This is a genomic window from Streptomyces sp. NPDC058459, assembly GCF_042721685.1.
Classification (GTDB): domain Bacteria; phylum Actinomycetota; class Actinomycetes; order Streptomycetales; family Streptomycetaceae; genus Streptomyces.
The window spans coordinates 1-25,563 of record NZ_JBHXLV010000083.1 but is presented as its reverse complement, the minus strand read 5'-3'; the positions used below and the strand labels follow the sequence as shown (position 1 = coordinate 25,563).

Sequence of the window (25,563 nt, the reverse complement as noted above, 5' to 3'; positions counted from 1 at the left end):
ACTCCCCACCACGGCCAAGCGCTTGGCGCTCGGTGTGGCGGTGGAGACGACGACGGCCAGCGTCCTGGCCCAGACCGGCGCACAGCCGCTCGTCCCCGCAGCGGAGACGACGGCTGCACGACCGGTGGGGGGCCGGAAGGCGCGCTCTCTCGGGGCACCGGCCACTGGCAGCGAGACGGCCCGACCGGTCACCGGCCAGAAGGCGGCCAGCCTCGGCCGAGCATCCGACAGCACGGTGGCCAGCCCGGCCGGACGGACCATACGGACCGCTCTCACGCCTGCGGGCGAGGACGTACGGGCCCGGCCGCTGGTGATCCCCGACCGGGTGCCCCCGGCTGGCGAGACCAGCGTCGCGCGGCCGCTCATCGGCGGACGGCGGCGCGCGACGGGACCGGGCGCGGAGTCGTCCGTGGCTCGGCCGATGACCGGTACGAAGCGCCAACTCCTCGGCCTCGCGGCCGAATCGGCGATCGGCCAGGTCCTTGCGAGGTCGGGGCGCCTCGCGCTCGGATCAGCGCACACCGTCAGCGCGGCCCGGCATCTCGGCCCGACCACCGCCCAGGTCCTCGACATCGCGTACGAGGCGACCCGGGCCCTGATCGGCCCGCAGATCCGACTCACCCCGGCGGTCGGCCACGACCAGGCACTCGCGCTCGCGGGCGCTCGGCAGCGGCCGGCCGACACGCTCACCCCCCGCCAGTCCGCCCCGGCAGTCACCACGTCGGCGGCGGGCCCCGTGCTGCGCGCGGGCCTGCGCGAGCGGGCACCGGGGGCATCGACCAGCGGACCGAGCCTGCGGGCCACCATGAGAGGAGGCTGACGATGCCGGACGTGGGCGACCTCGTCACCGCGACCCTGGCCGTGGCCCCGCACGACGGGACCACCACGGCGGCCACGCTGCTGGTGACCCGGCCGGACGGCAGCATCCTGGTCCCGGTCGTCACCAGCACGGACGGCGGCGCGACGTGGACGGCCCCGGTGACGTACACCCTCGCCGGGGTGTGGCGGCTGTCCTGGACGGTGACCGGCACTGGCGCCTCCGTGGAGCACCAGCTGGTGTCGGTGGCACCGGCGCCGGGTGTCGTGCCGTTGGGTGCGCGGGTGTACGCGACGACCACCCAGCTCGCCATGTACCTCGGGGCGGCGCCACCGCTCGACTCCGCCCGGCTGCTGCTGGAGGCGTCCCGCCTGCTCGACTCCGACTTCCTGCGGGCGGCGGTCTACGACGTGGACACCATGGGGATGCCAACCGACAGCCTGGTGATCGCCGCGTTCGCGGAGGCCGTGTGCGCGCAGGTTGCGTTCTGGGGCGAGGTCGGCGAGGAGACGGACGTGTCCGGCCCGCTCCAGCGCGTCGCCATCGGCAGTGTCCAGCTCGACTACGGCGGCGGGGCCGATCGGTCCGGCCCGAGCTACTACGCGCCGCGCCTGGTCCGCGCGCTCGAGAGCGTTCCGTCGGATCGGCTCTGCTTCGTTGCCTCTTCGGGCGGCTGGTGATGGCCTCCATCCCCCGCCGCTTCCTGATCCACACGGTGACTGTCGAGGACTACCTCGGCCAGACCAGCAAGGGCCCCCGGTACGGGCCCGCGCGTGAAGTGCGCTGCCTGGTCGACGAGCAGACCCGCGCCGTTCGGACTCCGGCCGGCGAACAGGTCACCTCGACGTCAACCGTCTACGCGGGCCCGGGAGAGCAGTCGGCGCCGCCGCTGTCCCGGGTCACCCTGCCGTCCGGTCGCGTGAGCCGCGTGATCCTCACGAAAGCGCGCGACGCCGGCGGTCTCGGCACCCCCAACCACACGGAGTTCCAACTCGAATAGGGGGTCGGCCATGCCGCAGAGCTTCCGACTCAACTTCAACGGGGCGTCTGTGGGCCGCGAGATCCGGGCGGCCGCAGCGCGCGGGGCTTTCCTCGCTGCTGAGCACGTCCTCAGCCTCGCCAACGACCGGGTACCGCTCGACGAGGGCTATCTCCAGTCCACCGGCACCGCCAGCGCAGACGAGTCGACGCTCACCGGCATGGTGTCCTTCGACGGCCCGTACGCGGTCCGGCAGCACGAGGAACTGACCTGGCGTCACGCCCCGGGACGGACAGCCAAGTACCTCGAAAACTCGCTCAACGCCGCGCAACCTGCGGTCTCACAGATCATCGCCGCCCAGCTCCGCCGCGCGCTGCGGTGAGCGGCTACACCAGCAGCCTCCTGGACGGGATCGCCGGTCTCCTCGCGGAGGCCGACATCGGCGTGTGGCGGCCGGACAGCGTGCTCCAGGACGGCGAGGTCGGCATCTTCCGGGCGACCATGCCGGACTCCCCGGACCGGGCCCTGGCGCTGACGGCGTATCCGGTCACCGACGACGACACCGCGAACGCGATCACCGGGGTGCAGGTGCGCATGCGCGCGGGCCCGGACGGCGTCGACGCGATCGACGACATGGCCGACGTGGTCTTCGACGTGCTGCACAACCGCAGGCACTTCGAGGTCGGGGGCGTGCACGTGGCTTTGTCCTGGCGCAACTCCCAAGGGTGGATCGGGCAGGACAGCCAGGGCCGCATGGAGCTCACCGCGAACTACTACTTCCGGACGACCAGGTCCGGGTCTCACCTGATCGACTAGGAGGACCGTATGTCCACACCCACCCCGATCACCGCGCTCGCCCGCCGGTGGCGGATGGAGCTCGACATGTCCGCCGCGAAGGACGGCTCGGACTGGCAGCTCGTGCCCGGCGTGACGAGCTTCGAGCCGTCCGCCGAGCCCAACATCGAGGACTCCAGCGACTACGACTCCGGCGGCTGGGCGGGCAACACCAAGACGGGCCAGGCGTGGGAGCTCGGCGTGACCGTCAACCGGAGGATCAACGACCAGGTCAAGATCTACCACCCCACCCACGAGGCCCTGCGCGCCGCCAGCTTCGGCTTCGGCTCCAACTCGCTGGTGCACCTCCGCTACTACGACCGCGACGGCCTCCCCGAGGCATACGAGGGCAACGCCCTGGTCGAATGGAAGCCCAGCGGCGGCGAGTACACCGCCCTCGACCAGGTCGAGATGACCCTCACCGGCGACGGCCCGCTGCTTCTCGTCCAGAACCCGGTGGCCTGATGAGCGAGAAGACCACCGACTTCGAGGCGCTCGACGACTTCCTTGAGCCCTACCTGGAACTCCCGGTCAAGGGCAAGGACGGAGAGGTCCGGGTGTACCGGATCGAGGACCCGTCCGCCGAGGACGGTATCCGTATCGAGCGGATCACGTCGCTCGCGGCCCGGCTTGCCGCCGGCGGGAAGACGCCGGACACCCCGGTACTGGACGACGCCGAAGAACTCGATTTGTACCGGGCCTGCCTGGGCGACGCGTACGAGGACTTGCGTCGCGACCTGTCCTGGAGCCGCTTCAAGCACGTCAGCTTGACCGCGATGTTCTGGGTCACTACGGACCGCGACACGGCCTTGCAGTTCTGGCGGACGGGCCAGCAGCCGGGAAAAGCGAACAGGGCGGCTCGGAGGCAGGCGTCGCGCGGCTCCTCGGGGTCGGTTGCGGCGAGCGGGACCCCGTCACCGGCCTCTACGAGTGGTACGAGGGCGGGCTCCAAGCGCCGAAGCAAGGGCAAGGCTCAGCCCCGGACCTGAGCTGGCACAACCTTCTCAGCCTGTGGCCGCTTATCGAGGCCGACCTCCACAGCGAGTACGGCATCGACATCGAGGACGACGGCATCCTCCAGCGCCGCTCCTGGCGGTGGCTTCAAGCCCGCATCCTCGGGCTCCTCTCCGCCGAAACCCGTCTCCAGCGGCACTTCGCACCACCTCCTGACCAGCCCCACCAGCCCCGCAGGAGGTAGACGCCATGGCCCTGCTCGTCGGCGAACTCAATGCCCTTGTGTCCGTCGACGACCGGGCGGTAGACCCGGCGCTGCGCCGGGCCGAGCAGGCAATGCGTAGCACCGGCCAGCAGATGGGCGACGACGCTGACCGTGCCGGCCGGGAGGTCGGGGAACGGCTCGGCGAGGGCATCACCCGCGGCGCCGACGGGCGTCTCGGCGACGCCCGCGGCCGCTTCCTCGGAGCCGGACGGCAAGCCGGTGACAGCTTCGGGGAGGGCCTGGGGGACGGCGCGGGTGCGGGCGCCGACGATGCCGTTGAGGCCGCAGGCAGCAGCCTGGAGCGGCTGAAGACGGTAGCGCTCGGCGCCGGAGTTGCAGCCGGGGCCATCCTGATGGAGGGCTTCGGCCAGGCCCTGGAGCAGGGCCAGATCACGGGCCGTCTCGGCGCCCAGCTCGGGACGACCGGGCCGGAGGCGCAGCGGTACGGGCACATCGCGGGCGCGATGTACGCCGACGCAGTGACGGAAGATTTCCAGGGCGCGGCCGACGCGATCAGCGTGGTGATGCGCGCTGGGATCATGCCGACTGGTGCGACGGACGCGCAGATCCAGCACCTTGCGACTCAGGTCTCCGACCTCGCGTCGGCCTTCGAGCTGGACCTCGGGCAGACGGCGAACGCAGTCGGCCAGATGATCAAGAACGGTCTCGCGAAGGACGGCACGGAAGCGGTCGATGTCCTGACCCGAGGGCTCCAGAAGATGGGCCCGCGAGCTGACGATATCGCGGACACTTTCAACGAATACAGCACCATTTTCCGCAACATGGGCTTGGACGCCACCACGGCGACCGGGCTGCTGTCGCAGGGGATGCAGGCGGGCGCACGCGATACGGACGTGGTCGCGGACGGTCTGAAAGAGTTCCTGCTCACCGTGCAGGGCGGCGGCAAAGACGTCGACTCGGCGTTCAGGCAGATCGGGCTCAGCGGCTCCGAGATGCAGAAGGCGTTCACCCAGGGAGGCCCCAAGGCGGCGGCCGCCCTCGATGTGGTCTTCGACCGGCTCCGCAAGATCAAGGACCCGGCCAAGCGGAACGCTCTGGCAGTCGCGCTCTTCAAGACCAAGTCCGAGGACATGCAGAAGGCGCTCTACGCCCTTGACCCGTCGAAGGCCGTGAGCAGCCTGGGACAGGTCGGAGGCGCCGCAGACCAGATGGGCGATTCCCTCCGCAACAACGCGGGCGTCCAGCTGGAACAGTTCAAGCGGCGAGCGATGCAATCCATCGTCGAGGTGATCGGGGGCAAGGTCGTCCCCACTCTGAGCCGCATGTTCAACTTCGTGCAGCAGCACCAGGGGGTCTTCAAGGTCGCGGCCGCAGTCGTCACTGCGGTGTTGGTGCCCGCACTCATCCTCATGGGTGTGACCGCGACGGTCCGGAGCGCGCAGGTGGCTCTGGGCTGGGTGCGGGCCGGAGCTGCGTCGGTTCGAGGCGCTGCTGTGCAGGTCGGGTCAGCTGCTCGGGTCGTGGGTGCGTGGCTGATGATGGCGGCCCGGGGCACGGTCGCGTTCCTTCGGATCGCGGCGTCAGCCTCGTTGTCCGCGGCCCGTACGGCAGTGGTGTGGGCGGCGTCGGCGGCACGGATGACGGCGACCTGGCTGGTGTCGATCATCCGGACGGCTGCGGTGACGGCCGGCCAGTTCGTGATGATGGCCGCTCGCGCGATCGCGTGGGCCGCGACCATGGCAGCTCAGTGGCTGATCGCGATGGGGCCCATCGGCTGGATCACGATTGCCGTGATCGGCCTGGTTGCGCTGGTGATCGCCAACTGGGACCGCATCAAGGCCGCCACGCTCGTCGCGTGGGACTGGGTCGTGGGCAAGTTGGTGTGGGCGAAGGACGCGCTCGTCAGCGTGTTCATGAACTTCACTCTCCCGGGCCTATTGATCAAACACTGGAGCTCGATCAAGTCCAATGCCGTGAGCTGGTGGAACGGCCTGGTCAGCTGGGTGAAGGGCGTTCCCAGGATGCTCTACAACGCTTTCCTCAACTTCACCCTGATCGGTCTGGTGATCAAGCACTGGAGCTCGATCAAGACAGCCACGGTCACCCGGGCGATGGCCATGGTCGCGTGGGTGCGGGGCCTGCCGGGCCGGATCTCCGGCGCGATGGGCCCCATGGGCAGCCTCCTCGTCCAGAAGGGCCGGAACGTCGTCCAGGGCCTCTGGAACGGCATCTCCGGCATGGGCGGCTGGCTGCGTGGCCGGATCATGGGCTGGGCCAGGTCGGTCATCCCCGGCCCGATCGCCAAGGCCCTTGGTATCCACAGCCCGTCCAAGGTGACGGCGACGCAGGGCCGGTGGATCGCCCGCGGTCTCATCGACGGTTTGACCGGCTCGTCGAAGCAGGTCAAGGCGGCGTCCACGAAGCTCGCGGACATCGTGGCCGACTCGATGCGGCGGGGCTCCCGTCGCTCCGGCGCGCTGAAGAGGATCAGCGCCGACAGCAAGCGGCTGGTGAAGCTGGCCAACCAGCGGGAGCGGGTGGCGACCCGGCTGAAGGACGCGCAGAAGAAGCTCGCGGACCTCACCAGCAGCCGGGACAAGCTGGCCGCCGACGTGAAGAAGGGTGTCCTCGACTCGGCGAACATCACCACGAAGGGCAACGACGGCTGGCCGGTCACGGCGACCAGCATCCTCGACGGCCTGAAGCAGGACCGCCTGGCCGCCGAACGGTTCGCCAAGTCTTTGGCCACGCTCCGGAAGAAGGGCGTCCGCGCGGACTTGATCGCGCAGATCGCGCAGGCCGGCGTCGAGCAGGGCTCCTCGGCGGCCGCCGCACTGGCGAACGCCAACTCCGGCCAGATCAAGCAGATCAACAAGGAGCAGGCCGCGCTCGTTGCCGCCGCTGGCCGGGCGGGTAACAGCGCTGGCGACGCCATGTACGGCGCGGGCATCCACGCGGCCCAGGGCCTCGTGAAGGGCCTGCAGAGCCAGCAGAAGGCGATCGAGTCGCAGATGCTCCGCATCGCTAAGGGCATGTCCAAGGCGATCCGGGCCGCCCTCGGGATCAAGTCGCCGTCGCGGGTAATGGCGCTGGTCGGCCAGTACACGGCGCAGGGCCTCATTCAGGGCGTCGAGGGTCAACGGTCGGCGGTCAACCGCAGCATGGCCGCCCTGGTGGAGACACCAGCGCCGGGCTCGTGGGATATGGCGTCCGCGTCCGCGCGCGTCCGCGTAGCGGAGAAGGTCGTTATCGAGTTCCGCAGCGACCAGCAGGGCGAAGCCGCCTATCTCATGGGCAAGATGCGCCGCGGCGTCCAGAAGACTGCAGGCGGCGATGTCCAGTTCGCCTTCTCAGGGAAACGGAGTAACTGATGGCCTTTCCTGAGGACCCGCTGGGCACGCAAGTCGAGGTCCAGATCGGGACGACGTGGACCGACGTCACCAAGTACGCGCAGCTCGGGAACGTCATTACGCACACCCGTGGGCGTACGGCTGAGGGGCAGGCAGTCGACCCAGCCTCCTGCTCCCTTACCCTGCGCTCGCCCGACGGGCTCTTCTCACCCGTCAACCCGAGGTCGCCGTACTACGGACTGATCGGCCGGAATACCCCGGTGAGGGTCGGCGTCCGCGCGGGCGCTTCCGCACTTCTCCTGCCCGGAGGTACCACCCGGGCCACCACTCCGCAGGCGGCTCCGATCGCTATCGCCGGGGACCTGGACGTGCGGGTGGAGGCGTCCCTTATTGACTGGGCTCCGGCTGTAGAGACCGAGCTGTGCGGCAAGTGGCTGAGTGCCTCAAAGGGCTGGCTGCTCACGCTGAACGGCGGCCGTCTCCGGCTGTTCTGGTCGCCCGACAACAGCGCCTCGCCCTCGGCCCTGTCTACGGCCCCGCTCGTCGTCCCAGCGAGCGGGCGCCTCGCGGTGAGGGCGACCCTCGACGTCGACAACGGGGCGAGCGGGCGAACCATCACCTTCTACACGGCTCCGTCCCTCGCGGGCCCGTGGACGCAGATCGGGGACCCCGTCGTCCAGACGGGCACCACCTCGGTCTTCGCCAACACGGCGGCTCTGGACCTCGGAGCCGTCGGCACCATCGCCTACGCCGACCCCGTGGGGCGCATCCACAAGGCCGAGCTCCGCAATGGCATCAACGGCACCGTGGTGGCCAACCCCGACTTCTCGGGGTTGGCGCCTGGTACTACGTCCTTCACGGACTCCGCCGGCCGCACCTGGTCCCTCCTGGGGGGCGCGGAGATCAGCAACCGCCGCTTCCGCTTCGTCGGTGAGTACTCCGACTGGCCCGCCACGTGGTCGGGTGGCGGGAACTTGATCCGGGTGGAGGGGGACGGCGCGGGCATCCTCCAGCGGCTCTCCCAGGGCAAGAAGGCTCTCCCCAGCACCCTGCGACGGCGCATTCCGTCCGCTATCCCACTGGCCTACTGGCCGATGGAGGACGGCGACGCGGCCACGCAGGCAGCCTCGGCGCTCAGCGGCGGCCAGCCGCTTCGGGTCACCGGGTTCGCCTTCGGTGGCGACGACAGCCCCTCCGGCTCCGGACCTCTGCCGGTCCTCGGACCGCTCTCCACGTTGGACGGCCGCGTCCCCGGCGCCCAGTCCGGCGGCTGGCACGCGGAGATGGTCTACAAGCTGGCCACGATGCCGGCCACCGAACAGACCATGTTCACCCTCAACCTCACCCCCGGCACGGGCGGCGTCGCGCAGGTCGTATGCCGGATCTCCACGGCGGGCATCCGCATCCAGGCCCTGGACGGCGACGGCAACGTGGTCGCCTTCTTCGTCTATAGCGACCCCGCGGCCATCGCCAACTTCACCGGTGCCTGGAACCGCCTGCAGATCTTCTCCGCCACCAACGGCAGCGCCGCGTACGTCGCCGCCGCATGGCTGAACGTGGTCAACTCGGCCTGGAACTACGCGCGGACCACCTGGACCGGGACCCCCGGCCGGCTGATCGGCGTCAAGGGCCAGTGGGGCAATAGCTTCCAGGGCATGAGCATCGGCCACTTGGCCGCGTGGGACATCGGCGGCACGACCCTGCCCGCCACCGCGCCCGGCGTCACCATCTACGAGGCCGCCGACGATGGCTTCGCCAGAGAGACCGCAGCTGCCCGGCTGGGCCGTCTTTCGACGGAGGAAGCTCTCCCCATCACCATCGCCGGGGACGGCTTGGCCACGGCCAGGATGGGACCTCAGCGCCCGGCGACCCTGCTGGAAGTGCTGGACCAGTGCGCGGACGCGGACGCGGGCATCCTGGTGGAGGACAGGGAGCGTGCCGGGCTGAAGTACCGGACCCGCACCAGCCTGTACAACCAGGCGCCGGTGCTCACCCTGCCGTACCCCTCGCGCGGCCTGAGCGGCCTGGAGCCGGTACCCGACGCGAAGGACATCCGGAACGACATCACTGTGACACGTGCTGGTGGGTCCAGCGGGCGAGCGGAACAAGTCGACGGCCGGATGTCGACGGAGGACCCGCCGGTCGGCATCGGCCGGTACGACGACAGCGTCACGCTGAACCTCTACCGGGACGATCAAGCGGAGCCCATGGCCTGGTGGCTGCTGTACCTCGGCACCTGGGACGAGGCCCGCTACCCGTCGATCACGATCCTCCTGCACCGGCGCCCCGACCTGATCCCGGCGATCCTCGATCTCGCCGAGGGCGACGTCATCCGCATCACCGATCTCCCGTCCCACCTGCCACCTGGCCCCATCGACCTGATGGTGCAGGGCTACTCCGAGGAGATCGGAGTACGCACATGGAAGATCACCCTGGTGTGCGCGCCGGCGGGCCCATACCGGGTCGCGGTGACCGACGACCCGGTCCTCGGAATAATCGACACCGACGGCTCGCAGCTCGTCACGGCCGCCGCCGCGACCGACACCACTCTGCTGGTGCAGACGGCTGGCCCCGAGTGGAAGTGGGAGACCGCGTTCGCCGCGCTGGTAGGCGGTGAGATCGTGTCGGTCGCCGCCATCACGCCTGGAGCGGCCGACGCGTTTGGTCGTACGGCGAGCAGCGGGTGGGGGGCCGCAGACTCGGGCGGGACCTGGATGACGTCTGGCGGCAGCGCCAGCGACTACAGCGTCGCCAGCGGCACCGGGCGCCACTCCCAGGCCAGCATCAACATCTCGCGTTGGGCGCTGCTGGCGTCACCGATGGCCGACGTCGACCTGGTGGTGAGCGCGTCAACCAGCGTGCTCGCTGCTGGCGGACCGCACTACGTCGGGCTGGTGGCCCGGGCCGCGGACGTGAACAACCTGTACTACGCCCGGCTCGCCTTCAACACCGATCAGACCGTCACGCTGGTACTCCAGCGGCGCATTGCCGCCGCACAGACCGATCTGGCGTCAGCCACGATGGCCGGCGTGCACGCCGCGAACACGCCCTGGCGGATGCGGTTCCAGGTGCAGGGCTCGACCCTGCGGGCGCGGGCGTGGCGGGCGTCCGACCCGGAGCCGGCCAGCGCGTGGCACGTCGTAGCCACGGACACGTCGCTGACGGCCGCCGGGTCGATCGGTGTCCGGTCGATCCTCAGCTCCGCCAACACCAACACCCTGCCGGTTGTCGCGGCCTACGACGACTTTGCACTGCTCAACCCCCAGCGCTTCACCGTGACCCGCAGCGTCAACGGCATCGCCAAGCCCCAGCTCGCGGGCGCGGATCTGCGGCTCGCCTACCCAGCCCGAGTCGCGCTCTAGGAGGATCTGATGACCCTGTGGCAGCCCGGCATGGTGATCACCGCCAGCCGGATGCAGGACGCGACCCCATGGGTACCGCTGACCTCGGTAGGCGCCTACCAGAACTCGTCGAGCGACGGGCCCGCCCAGCCCATGGTCCGCGACGTGTACATCCGCGACGAGGTGGTCCGCGAGTTCAAGGGGATCGTCAACCTCAGCGGCGTGACCACGGCGTCGTACACATTCTTCACCTTCACCGGCACCTACCAGCAGTCCTACGAGAGGGACTGGGGTGGCGCTGGCTTCGGGCAGACCGGCCCGTTCCGCGTCTACCTCAGCACGGCTGGCAACTGGGGAATCACCGGACAGGCGGGCAGTGTCACGTCGATCCGCCTCGACGGCTTCGAGATCAAGTCCGCCACCGGCATCCTCCCCACCTGACCCGCTCTATTCCCACGCCCCGTGCCGTCCTGGCCGGGGCCTTCCTCATATCAGGAGGCATCCATGCCCGCTGAACTCCATCCCGCCACCGCGCGGATGCTGCAGAACTTCCGGTTCGACCACCTGCCCTCGCACCTCCAGAAGGTGTCGCGGCCGTTCCACGACCTCGCGCACCAGCTGGCAGAGACTCTGTCTGGCCCGGAGGTGACGAAGGCCCTCGACGACCTCTTCTACGCGAAGAACTGGGCGGTCGTCGCCGCGTCCACGGCGGCCCTCGAGGACGCGGCCGCGAAGGACGGTGCCTGATGGCAGCCCCCCTGTCCGCCGCAGCGTTCCTCGCCGCCCTGCGCGCCGAAGGCGTCAAGGTTCAGGAGCACGGCAACTGGCGCGAGTTCAATCGGAACCACAAGGGCCCGTGGGGCCCGGTCAACGGTGTGATGATCCACCACACCGTCACCAAGGGCACCGACTCCACCGTGCGGATCGTTCACGACGGCTACGACGACCTCCCCGGCCCCCTCTGCCACGGCATGATCGCCAAGACGGGCGTGGTCCACCTCATCGGCTACGGCCGGACCAACCACGCCGGTCTCGGCGACGGAGACGTCCTCCAGGCCGTCATCGCCGAGCGTGCCCTGCCGCCCGCGAACGAGGCGAACACCGACGGCAACCGGCACTTCTACGGCTTCGAGTGCGAGAACCTCGGCGACGGCAAGGACGCATGGCCGGACGAGCAGCTCGACGCGATCGTCCGAGCGGCGGCCGCGCTCTGCCGGGCGCACGCCTGGGGTAAGGACGGAGACACCTCGGTCATCGGCCACCTGGAGTGGCAGCCCGGCAAGATCGACCCGAAGGGCCCCGGCGTCACCATGCCGGACGTGCGCGCGCGGGTGGCCGAGCGCCTGAAGCACCCGGCCGGCTGGTCGCCGGGCGGCACCACGACGTACACCGTGGCCCGCGGCGACACCCTCTGGTCCATCGCGGCCTCCCGACTCGGCGACGGCGCGCGGTGGCGCGAGATCGCCGACCTGAACCGGCTCAAGAACGCCGACGACATCGCCGTCGGCCAGCACCTCAACCTCCCCAAGAAGTGAGGCCCACCATGCGCATCTTCGGCAGAGAGCCCGCGCTCATCCTCGCGGCCGTCAGCGCCGCACTCTCCCTCGTCGTGTCGTTCGGGTTCGGCCTCACCGCCGAGCAAGCCAGCGCGATCGTCGCCGTCATCGGCGGGGCCTTCGCCGCCGCCACGGCAGCGATCACCCGGCCCATCGCGCCCAGCGCCTTCACCGGCCTGGTCGCCGCCGCAGTCGCCCTCCTCGCCGCGTACGGCCTGAACGTGTCCGCCGAGACCGTCGGCGCCCTGAACATGTGCGTGCTGGCCGTCCTCGGTCTGCTCACGCGCGGCCAGGTGTCGCCGAAGACGGTCACCTGATGCGGGGGCTCGCGGGCCGGGCCGGGCGCCGCCTCGGCTACCGGGGCGCCGGGCTCCTCGTCTGCGGCATGGGCTGGATCAACTGGGGCATCGGCCTCGTAGTCGACCCCCGCTACGGCACCATCCGAGGCGCGGCCGCGCTCACCGCGATCCCCCACACCAGCATCAGCATGTGGGGCTGGGTGTGGATCACCTCGGGCGCAGTCTGCTGCGCGGCCTCGGTCATGCCGTCGACCCGGGACTGGTGGGGGTGGGCGGCTGCGGTCGCCATGCCGGTGGTGTGGGCAGCTGCTTACACCTCGGCCAGGGCCATGGGTGAGTTCCCACAGGGCCTGAACTCTGGTCTGACCTGGTTGGTTTCACCCTCGCTGGCCGCGCTGCTCGCCGCCGCCACCGCGCGGCTCGTGCCAGCTCTACGAGAACTCACCCGGCTGCGGCGGGAGGTGGACACCCTGCGGCCCGCCGCCGCCCTCAGCAGAGAGGCAGGCTAGGCATGAGCGAAGGCATGTACGGGCTCTTGTCCATCGTCCTGGGCGGGATCGTCTCGGTCATCGTCGCCCGGATCAGCCGGCCGACACCACCGGCATCGTCGCCGGTGTCCTTGGAGAAGAAGCCGACGGCGCTCGACGGCGCCGACCTCAAGACAGTGCCGGGCCTCGCAGCCGTACTCATCCGGCAGGAAACTCGGATCGGCGATCTGGAGACTCAGGTGGCGCAGGCGCGGGAGCATAGTCTCTTCCAAGACCGCGTGATCGCCGCGCTTCGCCGGTATGCCCTGCTCCTCGAGGGGGCCCTCACCCGCTCTGGCACCCCGGTCCCTGAGCCGGAGGACGGCGACAAGGAACTCATCCGAGGCTGACACGGCCCCCATCACCCCCGAGCGGGGTGGTGGGGGCCGTTTCCTCATGCCCGGCTACAAGGGCTGCCGGTAGGACACCTTTCCCAAGTTCTGCTTCGCCCCCAGCGCCTCGTAGAAGGCGAGCGCGGACGGGTTGTCGGCGTCGGCCGTCCACTCCAGCCGAGAGCACCCGGCCACCCTCCCGGCCTCGGCGACGGCGTCCATCAGCGCCCCGGCCACACCGGCGCGACGGTGTTCCTCGCGGACGAACAGCTCCTTCAGGTACAGGCTGGTGTCTGAACCTGCGGCGGGCCACAGGCGAGTGAACGAAGCGAGACCGAACACCACGTCGGCGTCCCGCGCCAGGAGCACCGTGGCGGCTGGCCGCTCGCCGAAAAGCGCCGCGCGGACCTCGTTGACCGGCGGCACGATGGCGGGTCCGCCGTAGTACGCCTCAATCTCACCCAGCAGCTGGGCAATCACCTCGGCGTCCGCCTCGATCGCCTCACTGATCTGCACTTTCGTCGCCCCTCTCACCAGCGGGAAGCGCCAGGATCTCGCGCAAGACCCGCAGCTCGCGTGTCTCGGGCACCTTATGCGCGACCTGCTGGGCCCGGTAGGTGATCAGCGCGGACCGGTGCTCGGGCGGCAGGTCGGTGATGGCCCGGGTAGCGAGCGCCGCGGCTGCGGCCGGATCACCGTCAACGGCGGTGCACATGGCCTGATCAAGCCTGACCAGGGCGATATCCATGCGGTCGGTGACGGGGTAAAGCTCGAGAGCGCGGGCCTGCTCGGCTGCGGCGCGGTCGGTGTCGCCGAGGTGCGTGAGCGCGTTGCCGGAGTGGAAGCGGAGTTGGGACTCGGAGTACCCGAAGGCGCTTGCGCTCTGGTCTGGCTCGGGGAGTCGGCCGAGTGCCGTCTCTGCGGCCCGTAGTGCCATCTCCGTGTCCTCCCGCGCGCCGCGCTGGGCATGGGCGCGGGCCTCCAGTGGCGCCGCGAGCGCGGGTCCGACGCACGGGAGTCCACCCGCCAGCTGCTGTGCGCGCACCGCGCACTCGACGGCCCCATGTAGGTCGCCGCCGTAGTACAGCTGGTATGCCTCTTGGGCGTAGATCCAGGAGAGAGTGGCCCGGTCCTCGGCCGCTCCGGCTGCGGCCCGGCCGGTCCGCCACCAGGAGCGGGCCCGGTCGTCGCCGAGCTTGAGCAGCGTCAGTGCCATGAGCCCGGCCATCTGCGCGGCGGCGATGGTCAGACGTCGGTGGGCGGCATGGGGGTGCCGGTGCGCGAGCAGTTGACGCAGGTCGCCGAAGTCGCTGACGAGGTCCGCTAAGAGCTTGGGTTCAGGCCGGTAGCGGGTTGCGCGACCGTGTCGGGCGACGGTGAACTCCCACTCGGCGAGGGTGGCGTCGGTCATGGGCCCGGCCGCGAGCGAGTCGGCGAGCCCACGCTGAAGGGCATCGGCCTGGGCCAGGGCGTCTCCGCTGGCTTCCATCTGGGCAAGGGCGATCAACTCGCCACCCGCGTCAAGGGCGTGGTCCAGAGCTGCGGCAATCTCTGTCGTAGGGCGTCGCTGACCGTGTTCCAGGTAGGACACCAGCGACTTGGCGCATGCTGCGAGGTGAGCGACGTCCCGGAGGGAGCGAGTGCCGCGGTGACGGCGCAAAGCTTCGCCGAAGGTCTCATGGTGCATCGGTTCTCCCCGAGGCCGTCCACGGTGTCCACACATGTGTGGACGGCTGTGGACACGCTTGTGCTAGGCCGTGCGGCCGGTACAGGAAACGCTACGGGGGAGCCGCCGACCGTGTCAGCGGATTCGATACGAGTAACCCCAGCGGCCGCTGTCACGGCCCTGGGCGTGGACGACTGAGTTGGAGTCGACATGGCGCACCGTACCGCTGCCAGCCCCGCACCACTACTGCCGCCCCTTCTCGGGTCAGCACGGCGCCGGGAGGAGCTCGAGCCGCTTGACACGGTGACCACCTGGCTGGCGGGCGCGCACCCCCAGCCCGAGCAGGTGCTCCAGCACTGGGTCGAGGGCTGCGACGAACTCATGCCGCTGGGTCGACGGTTCACTGCCGTACGCATCCCCGGCCACATCATGCACACCGCCGCAGGAGCCAGCACCTCCGAGGCGGTCGCCGTCCTGGCGCGCGACACCCTGCGCGGCCCGCTGATCGCCGGCCGGTACGCCGAGCAGCGAACCTACTGGGCGCTCGTGCCCTGTCGGGCCCACGTCTACTGGCCCAGCTACCTGACAGACACCCCGTACCTCGGAGCGGGCAGCTACCTCAACATGCCTCCGCCCACCTGCACTAAGCCGCCCACCGAGGACAATCTGCCCACCCCTTTCTGGGTGACCTCACCGCGATACCGCTACGACCTCTGCTCCCGGGAGCAGGTCTTCAACGTCATCACCCGCGCCATGTCCCGAGACGGAGGCACCTTGTGATCTGCGCCCGCTGCAACAAGCCCATCGAGCGGGACGAGCCGTCGGAGAAGGTCGAGCACTTCGGCGGTACGGGGGTGGGGGCAACGATGGATGTGCACGCCCGCCGGTGCCGACCCGCCCCGCAGCAGAGCTACCCGACGCCACCCATTCGCTACTGACCCCGGGCGCTCGGACGGGGCGCCCGGCGGCGCGTCGGGGTCGACCGCACAGGCTGCCGCCGGAGCTGTGACCGGCCGGGCGGCAACATCAATGCGCCACCGACGGATGTATGGGCAGTCAGGCCGATGTATGGGCAGTCAGGCCCAGCTCAGCTGGGCGCCGAGTGCACCCTCTATCCGTACGAGGGTGGAGAGGCGGGCGTCGCGGCACCCGCGTTCGATCTCGGAGATTTGCGCTCGGTCCAGGCCCGCTCGTTCGGCGAGTTGGTTCTGTGTGAGGCCGGCTGCTCGGCGTGCAGTGCGCAGCCGGTCCCCGAAGGCGAGACGGCGAGACGCGATCTCGTCGTCGTCGGGGGGAAGCGTCGGCTGCACCCTGCAACGCTGGCTGTTTCATGATCGAATGTCTGTAGGCGAATTCGCCCTCATCCTGTACGAGAGGCGCGGAGTCGCGTCGAGGCGCGCGGGCCGACGAGATGTGCGTCCGCCTGGCCCCGCGAGCGCTCGCCTTCGGGCTGAGCGCGGCCGCCCCGTTCCCCACAGGGAGAGCGGGGCGGTCTAGTGTTATGACACAGACGACCCCCTGCCGAATCATGCGGCAGGGGGTCGTCGCCGGCTGAGGGCCTCCCGAGCACCTCAGCCGGGCCAAGTCGGGGTTGTGCGTCAGACGGCCGGAGATATCACGCCCGCCTCCCCAACCTGCACGATACATACTGCTGCGGCTGATCTACAGAGGGCAGATGGGGCTCTTAGGGTAGAACCAGCAGTGATTCGACGCACCTTGGGGTGTTTTGGTGCAGATGTCATAGGTCAGATTCAGTCAGGTTTACCGGGCGCCTGTCCTGTTTCACCACTGAAGGCCGGCCTTCCCTCGCGGGCGCCCCTCCCGGACAAGTTACGGGGGAGTAGCGGGATAGCAAGATCATTAAATGTAGAAGGCCGGTAGATTCTCAGAACCTACCGGCTTTCTCACCTGGCGCTATGCCACTGTGGGGCTAACAGGATTTGAACCTGTGGCCTCATCCTTATCAGGGATGCGCTCTAACCAACTGAGCTATAGCCCCGCCCGCGCTTCGCGGGGTGACCCGCGCGCTGACTCCTGAAGATTAGCGCACGACCGGGGCAGTCCCAAAATCGGTTGTCGGGGGATCGCCGACCGGGCCGGGAGGCACCCTCACTCGTCCTCAGCCAGCGTCAGTTCGACGCCGCCCACGAAGCCCGCGGAGAGGTTGTAGATGAAGGCGCCCAGCGTCGCCAGGGCCGTGGCCAGGACGACGTCGATGACCGCGATGATCGTGGCGAACATCAGCACGTGCGGCAGCGAGAGGTACGCCTGGAGGTCGAAGCCGGTCGCCTCGGTCGCGCCGGTCGCCTCGGAGATCGTGCCGCCCACGGTGGAGAACACGCCCATCGCGTCCAGCACCATCCACAGCACCGCCGACGCCACGACCGTGCAGATCCCCAGCGCGATGGAGAGCAGGAAGCTGACCTTCATCACCGACCACGGGTCGGCCTTGGCCACCCGCAGCCGCGCCTTGCGGGTGCGCGGCGCCGTGCCGACACCCGTGCGCGGGCGGCGCACCGCGTCGGCGGGCGGCTGCGCCGCGTACGCCTGCGGCGGGTGGTAGGGCCCGGCCGGCTGCTCGGGGCCACGCTCACCGGGCAGCGGGGAGGCCGCCATGCCCTCGGTCGCAGCGGCCTTGGCCTGGGCGCCACGGGTGTCCGTCACGGTTCCCCCCTGGGAACTCGAAGAAGCAGGAGTAGAAACAGGAGAAGCAGTATCGGCCGGAGCCGGCCGCGGGCCGGACGCGGTACCCGCGCTCCCCGCGCCCCGTTTCCGCCCCGCCTTCGCGGCGGAGCCACGGCCGCCGCCGTCCGTCTCCGTACCCGTGGAGGTACCGGCCGATCCGGCGCCCGTGGCTCCGCTCACGTGATTCGCTCCTCGTGCTACTCGACCGAGGGCGCCTCACCCTCGTCAGTGCCGGTGATCTCGGTGGCCTCGGCGGTCTCGTCGACGACGATCTCGCCGTCGACCTCCTCCGCCTCACGCCCCGCTTCGGCGTTGCGAGCGATGCCGACCACGGCATCGCGCTTGCCCAGGTTGATCAGTTGGACGCCCATGGTGTCACGGCCCGTCTCCCTGACCCCGCTGACGCGCGTACGGATCACACCGCCGGAGAGGGTGATGGCGAGGATCTCGTCACTCTCCTCGACGATCAGCGCGCCGACGAGCGAACCGCGGTCCTCCACGATCTTGGCAGCCTTGATGCCCAGACCGCCACGTCCCTGGACGCGGTACTCGTCCACGGGCGTGCGCTTGGCGTAGCCGCCGTCCGTGGCGGTGAAGACGAACGTACCGGGCCGCACCACGTTCATCGACAGCAGTTCGTCGCTCTCGCGGAAGCTCATGCCCTTCACACCCGAGGTGGCACGGCCCATCGGACGCAGCGTGTCGTCCGACGCGGTGAACCTGATGGACTGCGCCTTCCGGCTGACGAGCAGCAGGTCGTCGTCCGCGGAGACCAGCTCCGCGCCGATCAGCTCGTCGTCCGTGCCGTCCTCGCCCGCCCGCAGGTTGATGGCGATGACACCGCCGGAGCGCGGCGAGTCGTAGTCCTTCAGCGGGGTCTTCTTGACCAGGCCCGCCTTGGTGGCCAGCACCAGGTAGGGCACCGCATCGTAGTCGCGGATCGCCAGGATCTCGGCGATAGCCTCGTCCGGCTGGAAGGCGAGCAGGTTGGCCACGTGCTGGCCGCGCGCGTCCCGGCCGGCGTCGGGCAGCTCGTACGCCTTCGCGCGGTAGACCCGGCCCTTGTTGGTGAAGAACAGCAGCCAGTGGTGCGTGGTGGAGACGAAGAAGTGGTCGACGATGTCGTCCTCCTTCAGCTTCGCGCCCCGCACCCCCTTCCCGCCGCGCTTCTGCGCCCGGTAGTCGTCCGTCTTGGTGCGCTTGACGTAGCCGCCGCGCGTGACGGTGACGACGATGTCCTCCTCGGCGATCAGGTCCTCGATGGACATGTCACCGTCGTAGGGCACCAGCATGCTGCGCCGGTCGTCGCCGAACCGATCGACGATGGTGGCCAGCTCGTCGTGGACGATCTGCCGCTGCAGCGCCTCGGAGGCGAGGATGCGGTTGTACTCGTCGATCTTCGTCTGGAGTTCGTCGTGCTCCTGGACGATCTTCTGGCGCTCCAGGGCGGCCAGGCGGCGCAGCTGCATCTCGAGGATGGCGTTCGCCTGGATCTCGTCGATCTCGAGGAGGTCCATCAGGCCGCCGCGGGCGATCTCGACGGTCTCGCTGCGCCGGATCAGCGCGATGACCTCGTCGATGGCGTCCAGGGCCTTCAGCAGGCCGCGCAGGATGTGCGCGCGCTCCTCGGCCTTGCGCAGCCGGAACCGGGTCCGGCGGACGATGACCTCGATCTGGTGCGTCACCCAGTGCCGGATGAACGCGTCCAGCGACAGGGTGCGCGGCACACCGTCGACCAGCGCCAGCATGTTGGCGCCGAAGTTCGTCTGCAGCTCGGTGTGCTTGTACAGGTTGTTCAGCACGACCTTGGCGACCGCGTCCCGCTTGAGGACGATCACCAGACGCTGACCGGTGCGTGAGGACGTCTCGTCACGGACGTCGGCGATGCCGCCGATCTTGCCGTCCTTCACCAGGTCGGCGATCTTCTGCGCCAGGTTGTCCGGGTTCACCTGGTACGGCAGCTCGGTGACGACCAGGCACTGGCGGTTCTGGATCTCCTCGACCTCGACCACCGCGCGCATCGTGATGGAGCCGCGCCCGGTGCGGTACGCCTCCTCGATGCCCTTGCGGCCCACGACCAGCGCGCCGGTCGGGAAGTCCGGGCCCTTGATGCGCTCGATGAGGGCGTCCAGCAGCTCCTCCTGCGACGCCTCCGGGTGCTCCAGGTGCCACTGGGCGCCGGCCGCGACCTCACGGAGGTTGTGCGGCGGGATGTTGGTCGCCATGCCGACCGCGATACCGGCCGAGCCGTTGATCAGCAGGTTGGGGAAGCGGGCGGGCAGGACGGTCGGCTCCTGGGAGCGGCCGTCGTAGTTGTCCTTGAAATCGACGGTCTCCTCGTCGATGTCGCGGACCATCTCCATCGACAGCGGCGCGAGCTTGCACTCGGTGTACCGCATGGCGGCCGCGGGGTCGTTGCCCGGCGAGCCGAAGTTGCCGTTGGAGTCGACGAGGGGCATGCGCATCGACCACGGCTGGGCGAGGCGGACCAGGGCGTCGTAGATCGAGCTGTCGCCGTGGGGGTGGTAGTTGCCCATGACGTCACCGACGACGCGGGCGCACTTGTAGAAGCCGCGGTCGGGGCGGTAGCCGCCGTCGTACATCGCGTACAGCACACGGCGGTGGACGGGCTTGAGGCCGTCCCGGACGTCGGGCAGCGCGCGCGACACGATGACGGACATCGCGTAGTCGAGGTAGGAGCGCTGCATCTCGGCGTCGAGGCCCACCGGCTCGATCCGGAGGGCGGCGGCGTCGCCCGGCTCCGTCACCGGCGTCACCGGTTCGGGTACGAGGTCGGGAGTTTCGTCGGTCATTGCTGGTGAAGATCCTTCCTGGTGCGGTCAGCCCGGACCGACTCAGATGTCGAGGAAGCGGACGTCCTTGGCATTGCGCTGGATGAACTGGCGGCGGGCCTCGACGTCCTCGCCCATCAGGACCGAGAACAGGTCGTCGGCCTGGGCGGCGTCGTCGAGGGTGACCTGGCCGAGGACCCGGAGGTCGATGTCCATGGTGGTCACCCGCAGCTCCTCGGCGTTCATCTCACCGAGGCCCTTGAAGCGCTGGATCGAGTCCTCGCGGACGCGCTTGCCACGCTGCCGGCCGATCTCCAGCAGGGCGTCGCGCTCGCGGTCGGAGTACGCGTACTCGAAGTCGTCCCGGCCCCACTTGATCTTGTACAGCGGCGGACGCGACAGATAGACGTGCCCGGCCTCGATCAGGGGCCGCATGAAGCGGAACAGGAAGGTCAGCAGCAGGGTGTTGATGTGCTGGCCGTCGACATCGGCGTCCGCCATCAGGATGATCTTGTGATAGCGGAGCTTCGCGATGTCGAAGTCCTCATGCACACCCGTGCCGAAGGCGGAGATCAGCGCCTGGATCTCCTGGTTCTGCAGGATCTTGTCGATCCGCGCCTTCTCGACGTTGAGGATCTTGCCTCGGATCGGGAGGATCGCCTGGTACTCCGGGTTGCGGCCCGACTTGGCCGAACCGCCGGCGGAGTCGCCCTCGACGATGAAGATCTCGCACTTGGCCGGGTCGTTCGACTGGCAGTCGGACAGCTTGCCCGGCAGCGCGCCGGACTCCAGCAGGCCCTTGCGCCGGGTGAGGTCACGGGCCTTGCGGGCCGCCACACGCGCGGTGGCCGCCTGGATGCCCTTGCGGATGATGTCCGCCGCCTCGACCGGGTTGCGGTCGAGCCAGTCGTTGAGGTGCTCGTAGACCGCGCGCTGCACGAAGGTCTTGGCCTCGGTGTTGCCCAGCTTGGTCTTGGTCTGGCCCTCGAACTGCGGCTCGCTCAGCTTGACCGAGATGATCGCGGTCAGACCCTCGCGGATGTCGTCACCGGTGAGGTTGTCGTCCCGCTCGCGCAGCAGCTTCTTGTCGCGCGCGTACTTGTTGATCAGAGAGGTCAGCGCGGCCCGGAAGCCCTCCTCGTGGGTGCCGCCCTCGTGGGTGTGGATGATGTTGGCGAAGGAGTAGACCCCCTCGCTGTAGCCGCCGTTCCACTGCATGGCGACCTCGAGGGACAGGGCCTTGTCCTTGTCCTCGGCCTCCAGCGAGACGACGGTCGGGTGCACGACCTCGCCCTTGCGGGAGTTCAGGTACGTCACGAAGTCGACGATGCCGCCGTCGTAGCGGTACGTGACCGACTTGACCTCGGCCTTCTCGTCCGCGCCCGCCTCGTCCGCGCCGCTCGTGGCCTTCGCCGACTCGCGCTCGTCGGTGAGCTTGATCGTCAGGCCCTTGTTGAGGAACGCCATCTCCTGGAAACGCCGGGACAGCGTCTCGAAGGAGTACTCCGTGGTCTCGAAGATCTCCGGGTCGGCCCAGAAGGTGACCGAGGTGCCGGTCTCCTCGGTCGCCTCGTTCCGCACCAGCGGCGCCGTGGGGACGCCCATCTTGTAGTCCTGCGTCCAGCGGTGGCCGTCCGTCCTCACCTCGACGGCGACCTTCATGGACAGCGCGTTCACCACGGACACGCCCACACCGTGCAGACCGCCGGAGACGGCGTAACCGCCTCCGCCGAACTTGCCGCCCGCGTGCAGCACGGTCAGCACGACCTCCAGGGCCGGCTTGCCCTCGGAGGCCACGATGCCCACCGGGATGCCCCGGCCGTTGTCCACCACGCGGACGCCGCCGTCGGGCAGGATCGTCACGTCGATGGTGTCCGCGTGGCCGGCCAGCGCCTCGTCGACGGAGTTGTCGACGACCTCGTACACCAGGTGGTGCAGACCGCGCTCACCGGTGGAACCGATGTACATGCCGGGGCGCTTGCGGACCGCGTCCAGCCCTTCGAGCACGGTGATGGCATTGGCGTCGTACGAGGTGGAGGCGGGTGCCTCGCCAGTGACGCCGGCGTCGGTGGAAGGGATGTTCTCGTTGGGGTTGCCGGAATCGGCCACGAAGCGCCCTTTCTGGCACAGCACGAGCGCTCCTTGGGGGTGCGCGCCCTCCAGGAGGAGGGTTGCCGGAGCGGCTGCGGCATGTTGCGTTGGTAAGCCCTGAATCAGCGTTGCTCAGCTTTTCCCGGACGGTCCCCACGATCGGGGGCGGGATCGCCTTCCAGTCTACCGGTAGCGCCGACAATGATGGGGGCTTGCGGGCACCTGAGTCCGCATGTGCCGCCCTGAACCGGCCCCGATCGGGTCCCGATATGGGGAAGGGGGCTACGAGGGGCTCACAGCGGCACTCAGGGCTTCGGGGCGTCAGCCCTTGTCCATCGGGGGGTCGGCCCATGATCGGCCTCTGGCACGTACACCCGTACGGCTCTGGAGCACCCGCACGCCTCGCTGGTCAGACGTGAGGTACGTCACCCGTAGGTGTCGCCCGGACCGGCGCTTCCCGGCGCCCTGAGGGGGCCGTACCGGCGCACCGGGGCGCCCGGACCGTTCACCTTGATCATCCGGACCGTGCCGTGCCCGAGGTCCTCGTTCAGCCGGGCCACGAGCGTCGGCGCCAGCAGCCGGAGCTGCGTCGCCCACGCCGTCGAGTCGCAGGAGACCGACAGCACCCGCTCGTCCTCGTCGTACCGGTGCGGCACACAGTGCTTCGCGAGATCCTCGCCGACGATCTGGGGCCAGCGGCCCATCACGCCGCCGACCGCCGCCGGGGCCTCCCAACCGCGCTCGTTCAGCAGCCGGTTGATCGCCGCGCCCAGCGCCATCGGATCGCGGCCGTCCGCCCGCGCGCCCGAGCGCAGCCCGCCGCCGCGCCGGACCTGCTTCTTCTGCCGTGCCGCGTCCCCACGCGCGCGTGCCTGCTCCTTCGCGGCGCGCAGCGCCACGTGCGCGAGGTCCACACCGGACGGCTCCGGCGCCCTGCGGTCCTCGCCGCCCTCACCGGCGCTCACGCCGGCTCCACCGTCCCGTCGGCGACGGCGTACCGGGCGCCCGCCAGGACATGCGGCACGTCGTCGTCGACCGCGGCCGTCACGAGCACCTGCTCGCCGGGCGCGACCAGCTCGGCCAGCCGCTCGCGGCGACGCGCGTCCAGCTCGGCGAAGACGTCGTCCAGGATCAGCACCGGCTCATTGCCCTCGTCGCGCAGCAGGTCGTACGAGGCCAGGCGGAGCGCGAGCGCGTAGGACCAGGACTCGCCGTGCGAGGCGTAGCCCTTGGCGGGGAGGCGCCCGAGCCGGAGCACCAGGTCGTCGCGGTGCGGGCCGGCCAGGGTCACACCCCGCTCGATCTCCTGCTTGCGCGCCTCGGCGAGGGCGGCCAGCAGTTGTTCGGCCAGCTCCTCACGGGTGTGCGCCGTGCCGGGCGCGGAGGACTTGTACTCCAGCGCGACGGGACCCCCACCGGGGGCCAGCTGCTCGTACGCCTTGTCGGTCAGCGGCTGGAGCACCCCGATCAGGTCCAGGCGCTGCGCCAGCAGCTCGGCGCCCACGCGCGCGAGGTGCTGGTCCCACACGTCCAGTGTGGAGAGGTCCATGGAGCGGCCGCCGTGCCGGCGTGCGAGGGCGGCCGACTTCAGCAGGGTGTTGCGCTGCTTGAGCACCCGCTCGTAGTCGGAGCGGACGCCCGCCATGCGCGGGGAGCGCGCGGTGATCAGCTCGTCCAGGAAACGGCGCCGCTCACCGGGGTCGCCCTTGACCAGCGCCAGATCCTCGGGCGCGAACAGCACGGTCCGTACGATCCCCAGCACGTCACGCGGCCTGGCCTGCGCGGACCGGTTGATCCGGGCCCGGTTGGCACGGCCGGGGTTCAGCTCCAGCTCGACCAGCTGCTGCCGCTCGCCCTGCCGGACCTGCGCCCGGACGACGGCGCGCTCGGCGCCCATACGGACCAGGGGGGCGTCGACGGAGACCCGGTGGCTGCCGAGGGTGGCCAGGTAGCCGACGGCCTCGACGAGGTTGGTCTTGCCCTGGCCGTTGGGGCCGACGAAGGCGGTGACGCCCGAGCCGAGCGGAACCTCGGCCCGCGCGTACGAGCGGAAGTCGGCCAGCGAAAGATGCGTGACGTGCATGGTCGTTCGCCGACCTCCCTCAACAGCCTGTGGATCGCGGGCGCGACCCTGTGGACTACTTCTTCTGCCTGGTCACGGCTTCTTCTCGACCGCGTGGCCGCCGAACTGGTTGCGCAGCGCGGCGATCATCTTCATCTGCGGCGAGTCGTCCTGCCGCGAGGCGAACCGCGCGAACAGCGACGCGGTGATCGCGGGCAGCGGCACCGCGTTGTCGATCGCGGCCTCCACCGTCCAGCGTCCCTCACCGGAGTCCTGCGCGTAACCGCGGAGGCCGTCCAGGTGCTCGTCGCCGTCCAGGGCGTCGACCGCGAGGTCGAGCAGCCAGGAGCGGATGACCGTGCCCTCCTGCCAGGAGCGGAAGATCTCGCGGACGTTCTCCACGGAGTCGACCTTCTCCAGCAGCTCCCAGCCCTCGGCGTACGCCTGCATCATGGCGTACTCGATGCCGTTGTGGACCATCTTCGAGAAGTGACCCGCACCGACCTTGCCGGCGTGTACGGAGCCGAAGTCGCCCTCGGGCTTGAGCGCGTCGAGGACGGGACGCACCTTGGCCACGTTCTCCTCGTCACCGCCGTACATCAGCGCGTAGCCGTTGGCCAGGCCGTGGACACCACCGGAGACGCCGCAGTCGACGAAGCCTATGCCCTTGGCCGCCAGTTCCTCGGCGTGCTTCTCGTCGTCCGTCCAGCGGGAGTTGCCGCCGTCCACGACCACGTCGCCGGGCTCCAGCAGCTCGCCGAGCCGGTCCACGGTCGCCTGCGTCGCCTCGCCCGCCGGGACCATCACCCAGACCACGCGCGGGGCGCTGAGCTTGCCCACAAGCTCTTCGAGGCTGTGCACGTCCGCGAGGTCCGCGTTGCGGTCGTATCCGATGACGGTGTGGCCTGCGCGGCGGATGCGCTCGCGCATGTTGCCGCCCATCTTGCCGAGGCCGACGAGACCGAGCTCCATCAGAGATTCCTTAACCTTCGAGGCGATTCGTACCCAAGGTCCGAGCCTACGCCCGGCATGTGCGGATGGCCCGAGGGGCA

Annotated in this window: 25 protein-coding genes, 1 tRNA gene and 1 pseudogene; 16 read left to right on the top strand and 11 right to left on the bottom strand. The window is 69.8% G+C overall.

Annotated elements, in window-relative coordinates; genetic code table 11:
* The 7 genes and pseudogenes from ACFWN1_RS17420 to ACFWN1_RS17390 all read left to right on the top strand — a co-directional run.
* Nucleotides 1-820 (top strand): annotated as a pseudogene (locus ACFWN1_RS17420) (hypothetical protein); the annotation flags it as partial.
* A 2-nt stretch (nt 821-822) separates the two neighbouring features.
* Nucleotides 823-1,497: a hypothetical protein gene (locus ACFWN1_RS17415; RefSeq protein WP_384362723.1), complete on the top strand. Its 675-nt coding sequence runs from the start codon at nt 823-825 to the stop codon at nt 1,495-1,497.
* Nucleotides 1,497-1,817, top strand: a complete 321-nt coding sequence (locus tag ACFWN1_RS17410) for a hypothetical protein (protein WP_384362721.1) — start codon at nt 1,497-1,499, stop codon at nt 1,815-1,817. Before ACFWN1_RS17415 ends, ACFWN1_RS17410 begins: the two co-directional genes overlap by 1 nt.
* 10 nt (nt 1,818-1,827) lie before the next feature.
* Entirely contained in the window at nt 1,828-2,178 is a 351-nt protein-coding gene (locus ACFWN1_RS17405; protein ID WP_384362719.1) for a hypothetical protein, read from the top strand.
* Nucleotides 2,175-2,612, top strand: a complete 438-nt coding sequence (locus ACFWN1_RS17400; protein WP_384362717.1) for a minor capsid protein — start codon at nt 2,175-2,177, stop codon at nt 2,610-2,612. Before ACFWN1_RS17405 ends, ACFWN1_RS17400 begins: the two co-directional genes overlap by 4 nt.
* 9 nt (nt 2,613-2,621) lie before the next feature.
* Nucleotides 2,622-3,095: a phage tail tube protein gene (locus tag ACFWN1_RS17395; RefSeq protein ID WP_384362715.1), complete on the top strand. Its 474-nt coding sequence runs from the start codon at nt 2,622-2,624 to the stop codon at nt 3,093-3,095.
* Nucleotides 3,095-3,619: a hypothetical protein gene (locus ACFWN1_RS17390; RefSeq protein ID WP_384362713.1), complete on the top strand. Its 525-nt coding sequence runs from the start codon at nt 3,095-3,097 to the stop codon at nt 3,617-3,619. Before ACFWN1_RS17395 ends, ACFWN1_RS17390 begins: the two co-directional genes overlap by 1 nt.
* Here the strand turns inward: ACFWN1_RS17390 and ACFWN1_RS17385 are convergent.
* A complete protein-coding gene (locus tag ACFWN1_RS17385; protein ID WP_384362711.1) occupies nt 3,604-3,783 on the bottom strand; it encodes a hypothetical protein in 180 nt (59 codons plus the stop codon). The genes ACFWN1_RS17390 and ACFWN1_RS17385 overlap by 16 nt on opposite strands.
* A 50-nt stretch (nt 3,784-3,833) precedes the next feature.
* On the opposite strand from ACFWN1_RS17385, the gene ACFWN1_RS17380 reads away from it, so the two are divergent.
* The 8 genes from ACFWN1_RS17380 (at nt 3,834) to ACFWN1_RS17345 (ending at nt 13,233) form a co-directional block, all read left to right on the top strand.
* Nucleotides 3,834-7,181, top strand: coding sequence for a phage tail tape measure protein (locus tag ACFWN1_RS17380; RefSeq protein WP_384362709.1), 3,348 nt, complete (start codon nt 3,834-3,836; stop codon nt 7,179-7,181).
* Entirely contained in the window at nt 7,181-10,522 is a 3,342-nt protein-coding gene (locus ACFWN1_RS17375; protein ID WP_384362707.1) for a hypothetical protein, read from the top strand. The genes ACFWN1_RS17380 and ACFWN1_RS17375 overlap by 1 nt, the downstream gene beginning before the upstream one ends.
* Before the next feature lie 9 nt (nt 10,523-10,531).
* Entirely contained in the window at nt 10,532-10,942 is a 411-nt protein-coding gene (locus ACFWN1_RS17370) for a hypothetical protein (protein ID WP_384362705.1), read from the top strand.
* Between the two features lie 63 nt (nt 10,943-11,005).
* Nucleotides 11,006-11,248 (top strand): hypothetical protein, encoded by a 243-nt coding sequence (locus ACFWN1_RS17365; protein ID WP_384362703.1) that lies wholly within the window; start codon nt 11,006-11,008, stop codon nt 11,246-11,248.
* Entirely contained in the window at nt 11,248-12,036 is a 789-nt protein-coding gene (locus ACFWN1_RS17360) for an N-acetylmuramoyl-L-alanine amidase (protein ID WP_384362701.1), read from the top strand. Before ACFWN1_RS17365 ends, ACFWN1_RS17360 begins: the two co-directional genes overlap by 1 nt.
* 8 nt (nt 12,037-12,044) lie before the next feature.
* On the top strand, nt 12,045-12,374 hold the full coding sequence (locus tag ACFWN1_RS17355) for a hypothetical protein (RefSeq protein WP_384362699.1): 330 nt from the start codon (nt 12,045-12,047) through the stop codon (nt 12,372-12,374).
* Nucleotides 12,374-12,865: a hypothetical protein gene (locus tag ACFWN1_RS17350; protein WP_384362697.1), complete on the top strand. Its 492-nt coding sequence runs from the start codon at nt 12,374-12,376 to the stop codon at nt 12,863-12,865. The genes ACFWN1_RS17355 and ACFWN1_RS17350 overlap by 1 nt, the downstream gene beginning before the upstream one ends.
* Before the next feature lie 2 nt (nt 12,866-12,867).
* Complete coding sequence (locus tag ACFWN1_RS17345; RefSeq protein ID WP_384362695.1) at nt 12,868-13,233, top strand: hypothetical protein; 366 nt, start codon at nt 12,868-12,870, stop codon at nt 13,231-13,233.
* A gap of 54 nt (nt 13,234-13,287) precedes the next feature.
* Here the strand turns inward: ACFWN1_RS17345 and ACFWN1_RS17340 are convergent, their stop codons facing one another.
* Together ACFWN1_RS17340 and ACFWN1_RS17335 are read right to left on the bottom strand one after the other, a co-directional pair.
* Nucleotides 13,288-13,731 (bottom strand): GNAT family N-acetyltransferase, encoded by a 444-nt coding sequence (locus ACFWN1_RS17340; RefSeq protein WP_384362693.1) that lies wholly within the window; start codon nt 13,729-13,731, stop codon nt 13,288-13,290.
* Entirely contained in the window at nt 13,718-14,902 is a 1,185-nt protein-coding gene (locus tag ACFWN1_RS17335; protein ID WP_384362691.1) for a helix-turn-helix domain-containing protein, read from the bottom strand. The genes ACFWN1_RS17340 and ACFWN1_RS17335 overlap by 14 nt, the downstream gene beginning before the upstream one ends.
* A gap of 282 nt (nt 14,903-15,184) precedes the next feature.
* On the opposite strand from ACFWN1_RS17335, the gene ACFWN1_RS17330 reads away from it, so the two are divergent.
* Nucleotides 15,185-15,661, top strand: a complete 477-nt coding sequence (locus ACFWN1_RS17330; protein ID WP_384362689.1) for a hypothetical protein — start codon at nt 15,185-15,187, stop codon at nt 15,659-15,661.
* A 296-nt stretch (nt 15,662-15,957) separates the two neighbouring features.
* Here the strand turns inward: ACFWN1_RS17330 and ACFWN1_RS17325 are convergent, their stop codons facing one another.
* The 8 genes from ACFWN1_RS17325 to gnd all read right to left on the bottom strand — a co-directional run bounded on the left by ACFWN1_RS17325 (nt 15,958) and on the right by gnd (nt 25,483).
* Complete coding sequence (locus tag ACFWN1_RS17325) at nt 15,958-16,191, bottom strand: helix-turn-helix domain-containing protein (RefSeq protein ID WP_384362687.1); 234 nt, start codon at nt 16,189-16,191, stop codon at nt 15,958-15,960.
* Between the two features lie 615 nt (nt 16,192-16,806).
* Nucleotides 16,807-16,880 (bottom strand) — tRNA-Ile (locus ACFWN1_RS17320).
* Between the two features lie 110 nt (nt 16,881-16,990).
* The gene (locus tag ACFWN1_RS17315; RefSeq protein ID WP_384362685.1) at nt 16,991-17,746 is read right to left on the bottom strand and encodes a DUF3566 domain-containing protein; all 756 of its coding nucleotides are present in this window, start codon (nt 17,744-17,746) and stop codon (nt 16,991-16,993) included.
* 17 nt (nt 17,747-17,763) lie between these two features.
* Complete coding sequence (gyrA, locus tag ACFWN1_RS17310; RefSeq protein WP_384362683.1) at nt 17,764-20,379, bottom strand: DNA gyrase subunit A; 2,616 nt, start codon at nt 20,377-20,379, stop codon at nt 17,764-17,766.
* 42 nt (nt 20,380-20,421) lie between these two features.
* Nucleotides 20,422-22,491 (bottom strand): DNA topoisomerase (ATP-hydrolyzing) subunit B, encoded by a 2,070-nt coding sequence (gene gyrB / locus ACFWN1_RS17305; RefSeq protein WP_384362681.1) that lies wholly within the window; start codon nt 22,489-22,491, stop codon nt 20,422-20,424.
* 383 nt (nt 22,492-22,874) lie between these two features.
* On the bottom strand, nt 22,875-23,414 hold the full coding sequence (locus ACFWN1_RS17300) for a DUF721 domain-containing protein (protein ID WP_384362679.1): 540 nt from the start codon (nt 23,412-23,414) through the stop codon (nt 22,875-22,877).
* A complete protein-coding gene (gene recF, locus ACFWN1_RS17295) occupies nt 23,411-24,532 on the bottom strand; it encodes a DNA replication/repair protein RecF (RefSeq protein ID WP_384362677.1) in 1,122 nt (373 codons plus the stop codon). The genes ACFWN1_RS17300 and recF overlap by 4 nt, the downstream gene beginning before the upstream one ends.
* 72 nt (nt 24,533-24,604) lie before the next feature.
* Nucleotides 24,605-25,483: a phosphogluconate dehydrogenase (NAD(+)-dependent, decarboxylating) gene (gene gnd, locus ACFWN1_RS17290; RefSeq protein ID WP_384362675.1), complete on the bottom strand. Its 879-nt coding sequence runs from the start codon at nt 25,481-25,483 to the stop codon at nt 24,605-24,607.
* Between the last annotated feature and the right edge of the window lie 80 nt (nt 25,484-25,563).

Coding starts and splice junctions, on each gene's coding strand:
- ACFWN1_RS17355 (WP_384362699.1), top strand. CDS start 12,045: ATGCGCATCTTCGGCAGAGAGCCCGCGCTCATCCTCGCGGCCGTCAGC.
- ACFWN1_RS17365 (WP_384362703.1), top strand. CDS start 11,006: ATGCCCGCTGAACTCCATCCCGCCACCGCGCGGATGCTGCAGAACTTC.
- recF (WP_384362677.1), bottom strand. CDS start 24,532: ATGCACGTCACGCATCTTTCGCTGGCCGACTTCCGCTCGTACGCGCGG.
- gnd (WP_384362675.1), bottom strand. CDS start 25,483: ATGGAGCTCGGTCTCGTCGGCCTCGGCAAGATGGGCGGCAACATGCGC.
- ACFWN1_RS17345 (WP_384362695.1), top strand. CDS start 12,868: ATGAGCGAAGGCATGTACGGGCTCTTGTCCATCGTCCTGGGCGGGATC.
- ACFWN1_RS17380 (WP_384362709.1), top strand. CDS start 3,834: ATGGCCCTGCTCGTCGGCGAACTCAATGCCCTTGTGTCCGTCGACGAC.
- ACFWN1_RS17410 (WP_384362721.1), top strand. CDS start 1,497: ATGGCCTCCATCCCCCGCCGCTTCCTGATCCACACGGTGACTGTCGAG.
- ACFWN1_RS17395 (WP_384362715.1), top strand. CDS start 2,622: ATGTCCACACCCACCCCGATCACCGCGCTCGCCCGCCGGTGGCGGATG.
- ACFWN1_RS17415 (WP_384362723.1), top strand. CDS start 823: ATGCCGGACGTGGGCGACCTCGTCACCGCGACCCTGGCCGTGGCCCCG.
- ACFWN1_RS17390 (WP_384362713.1), top strand. CDS start 3,095: ATGAGCGAGAAGACCACCGACTTCGAGGCGCTCGACGACTTCCTTGAG.
- ACFWN1_RS17370 (WP_384362705.1), top strand. CDS start 10,532: ATGACCCTGTGGCAGCCCGGCATGGTGATCACCGCCAGCCGGATGCAG.
- ACFWN1_RS17375 (WP_384362707.1), top strand. CDS start 7,181: ATGGCCTTTCCTGAGGACCCGCTGGGCACGCAAGTCGAGGTCCAGATC.
- gyrA (WP_384362683.1), bottom strand. CDS start 20,379: ATGACCGACGAAACTCCCGACCTCGTACCCGAACCGGTGACGCCGGTG.
- ACFWN1_RS17335 (WP_384362691.1), bottom strand. CDS start 14,902: ATGCACCATGAGACCTTCGGCGAAGCTTTGCGCCGTCACCGCGGCACT.
- ACFWN1_RS17360 (WP_384362701.1), top strand. CDS start 11,248: ATGGCAGCCCCCCTGTCCGCCGCAGCGTTCCTCGCCGCCCTGCGCGCC.
- ACFWN1_RS17405 (WP_384362719.1), top strand. CDS start 1,828: ATGCCGCAGAGCTTCCGACTCAACTTCAACGGGGCGTCTGTGGGCCGC.
- ACFWN1_RS17350 (WP_384362697.1), top strand. CDS start 12,374: ATGCGGGGGCTCGCGGGCCGGGCCGGGCGCCGCCTCGGCTACCGGGGC.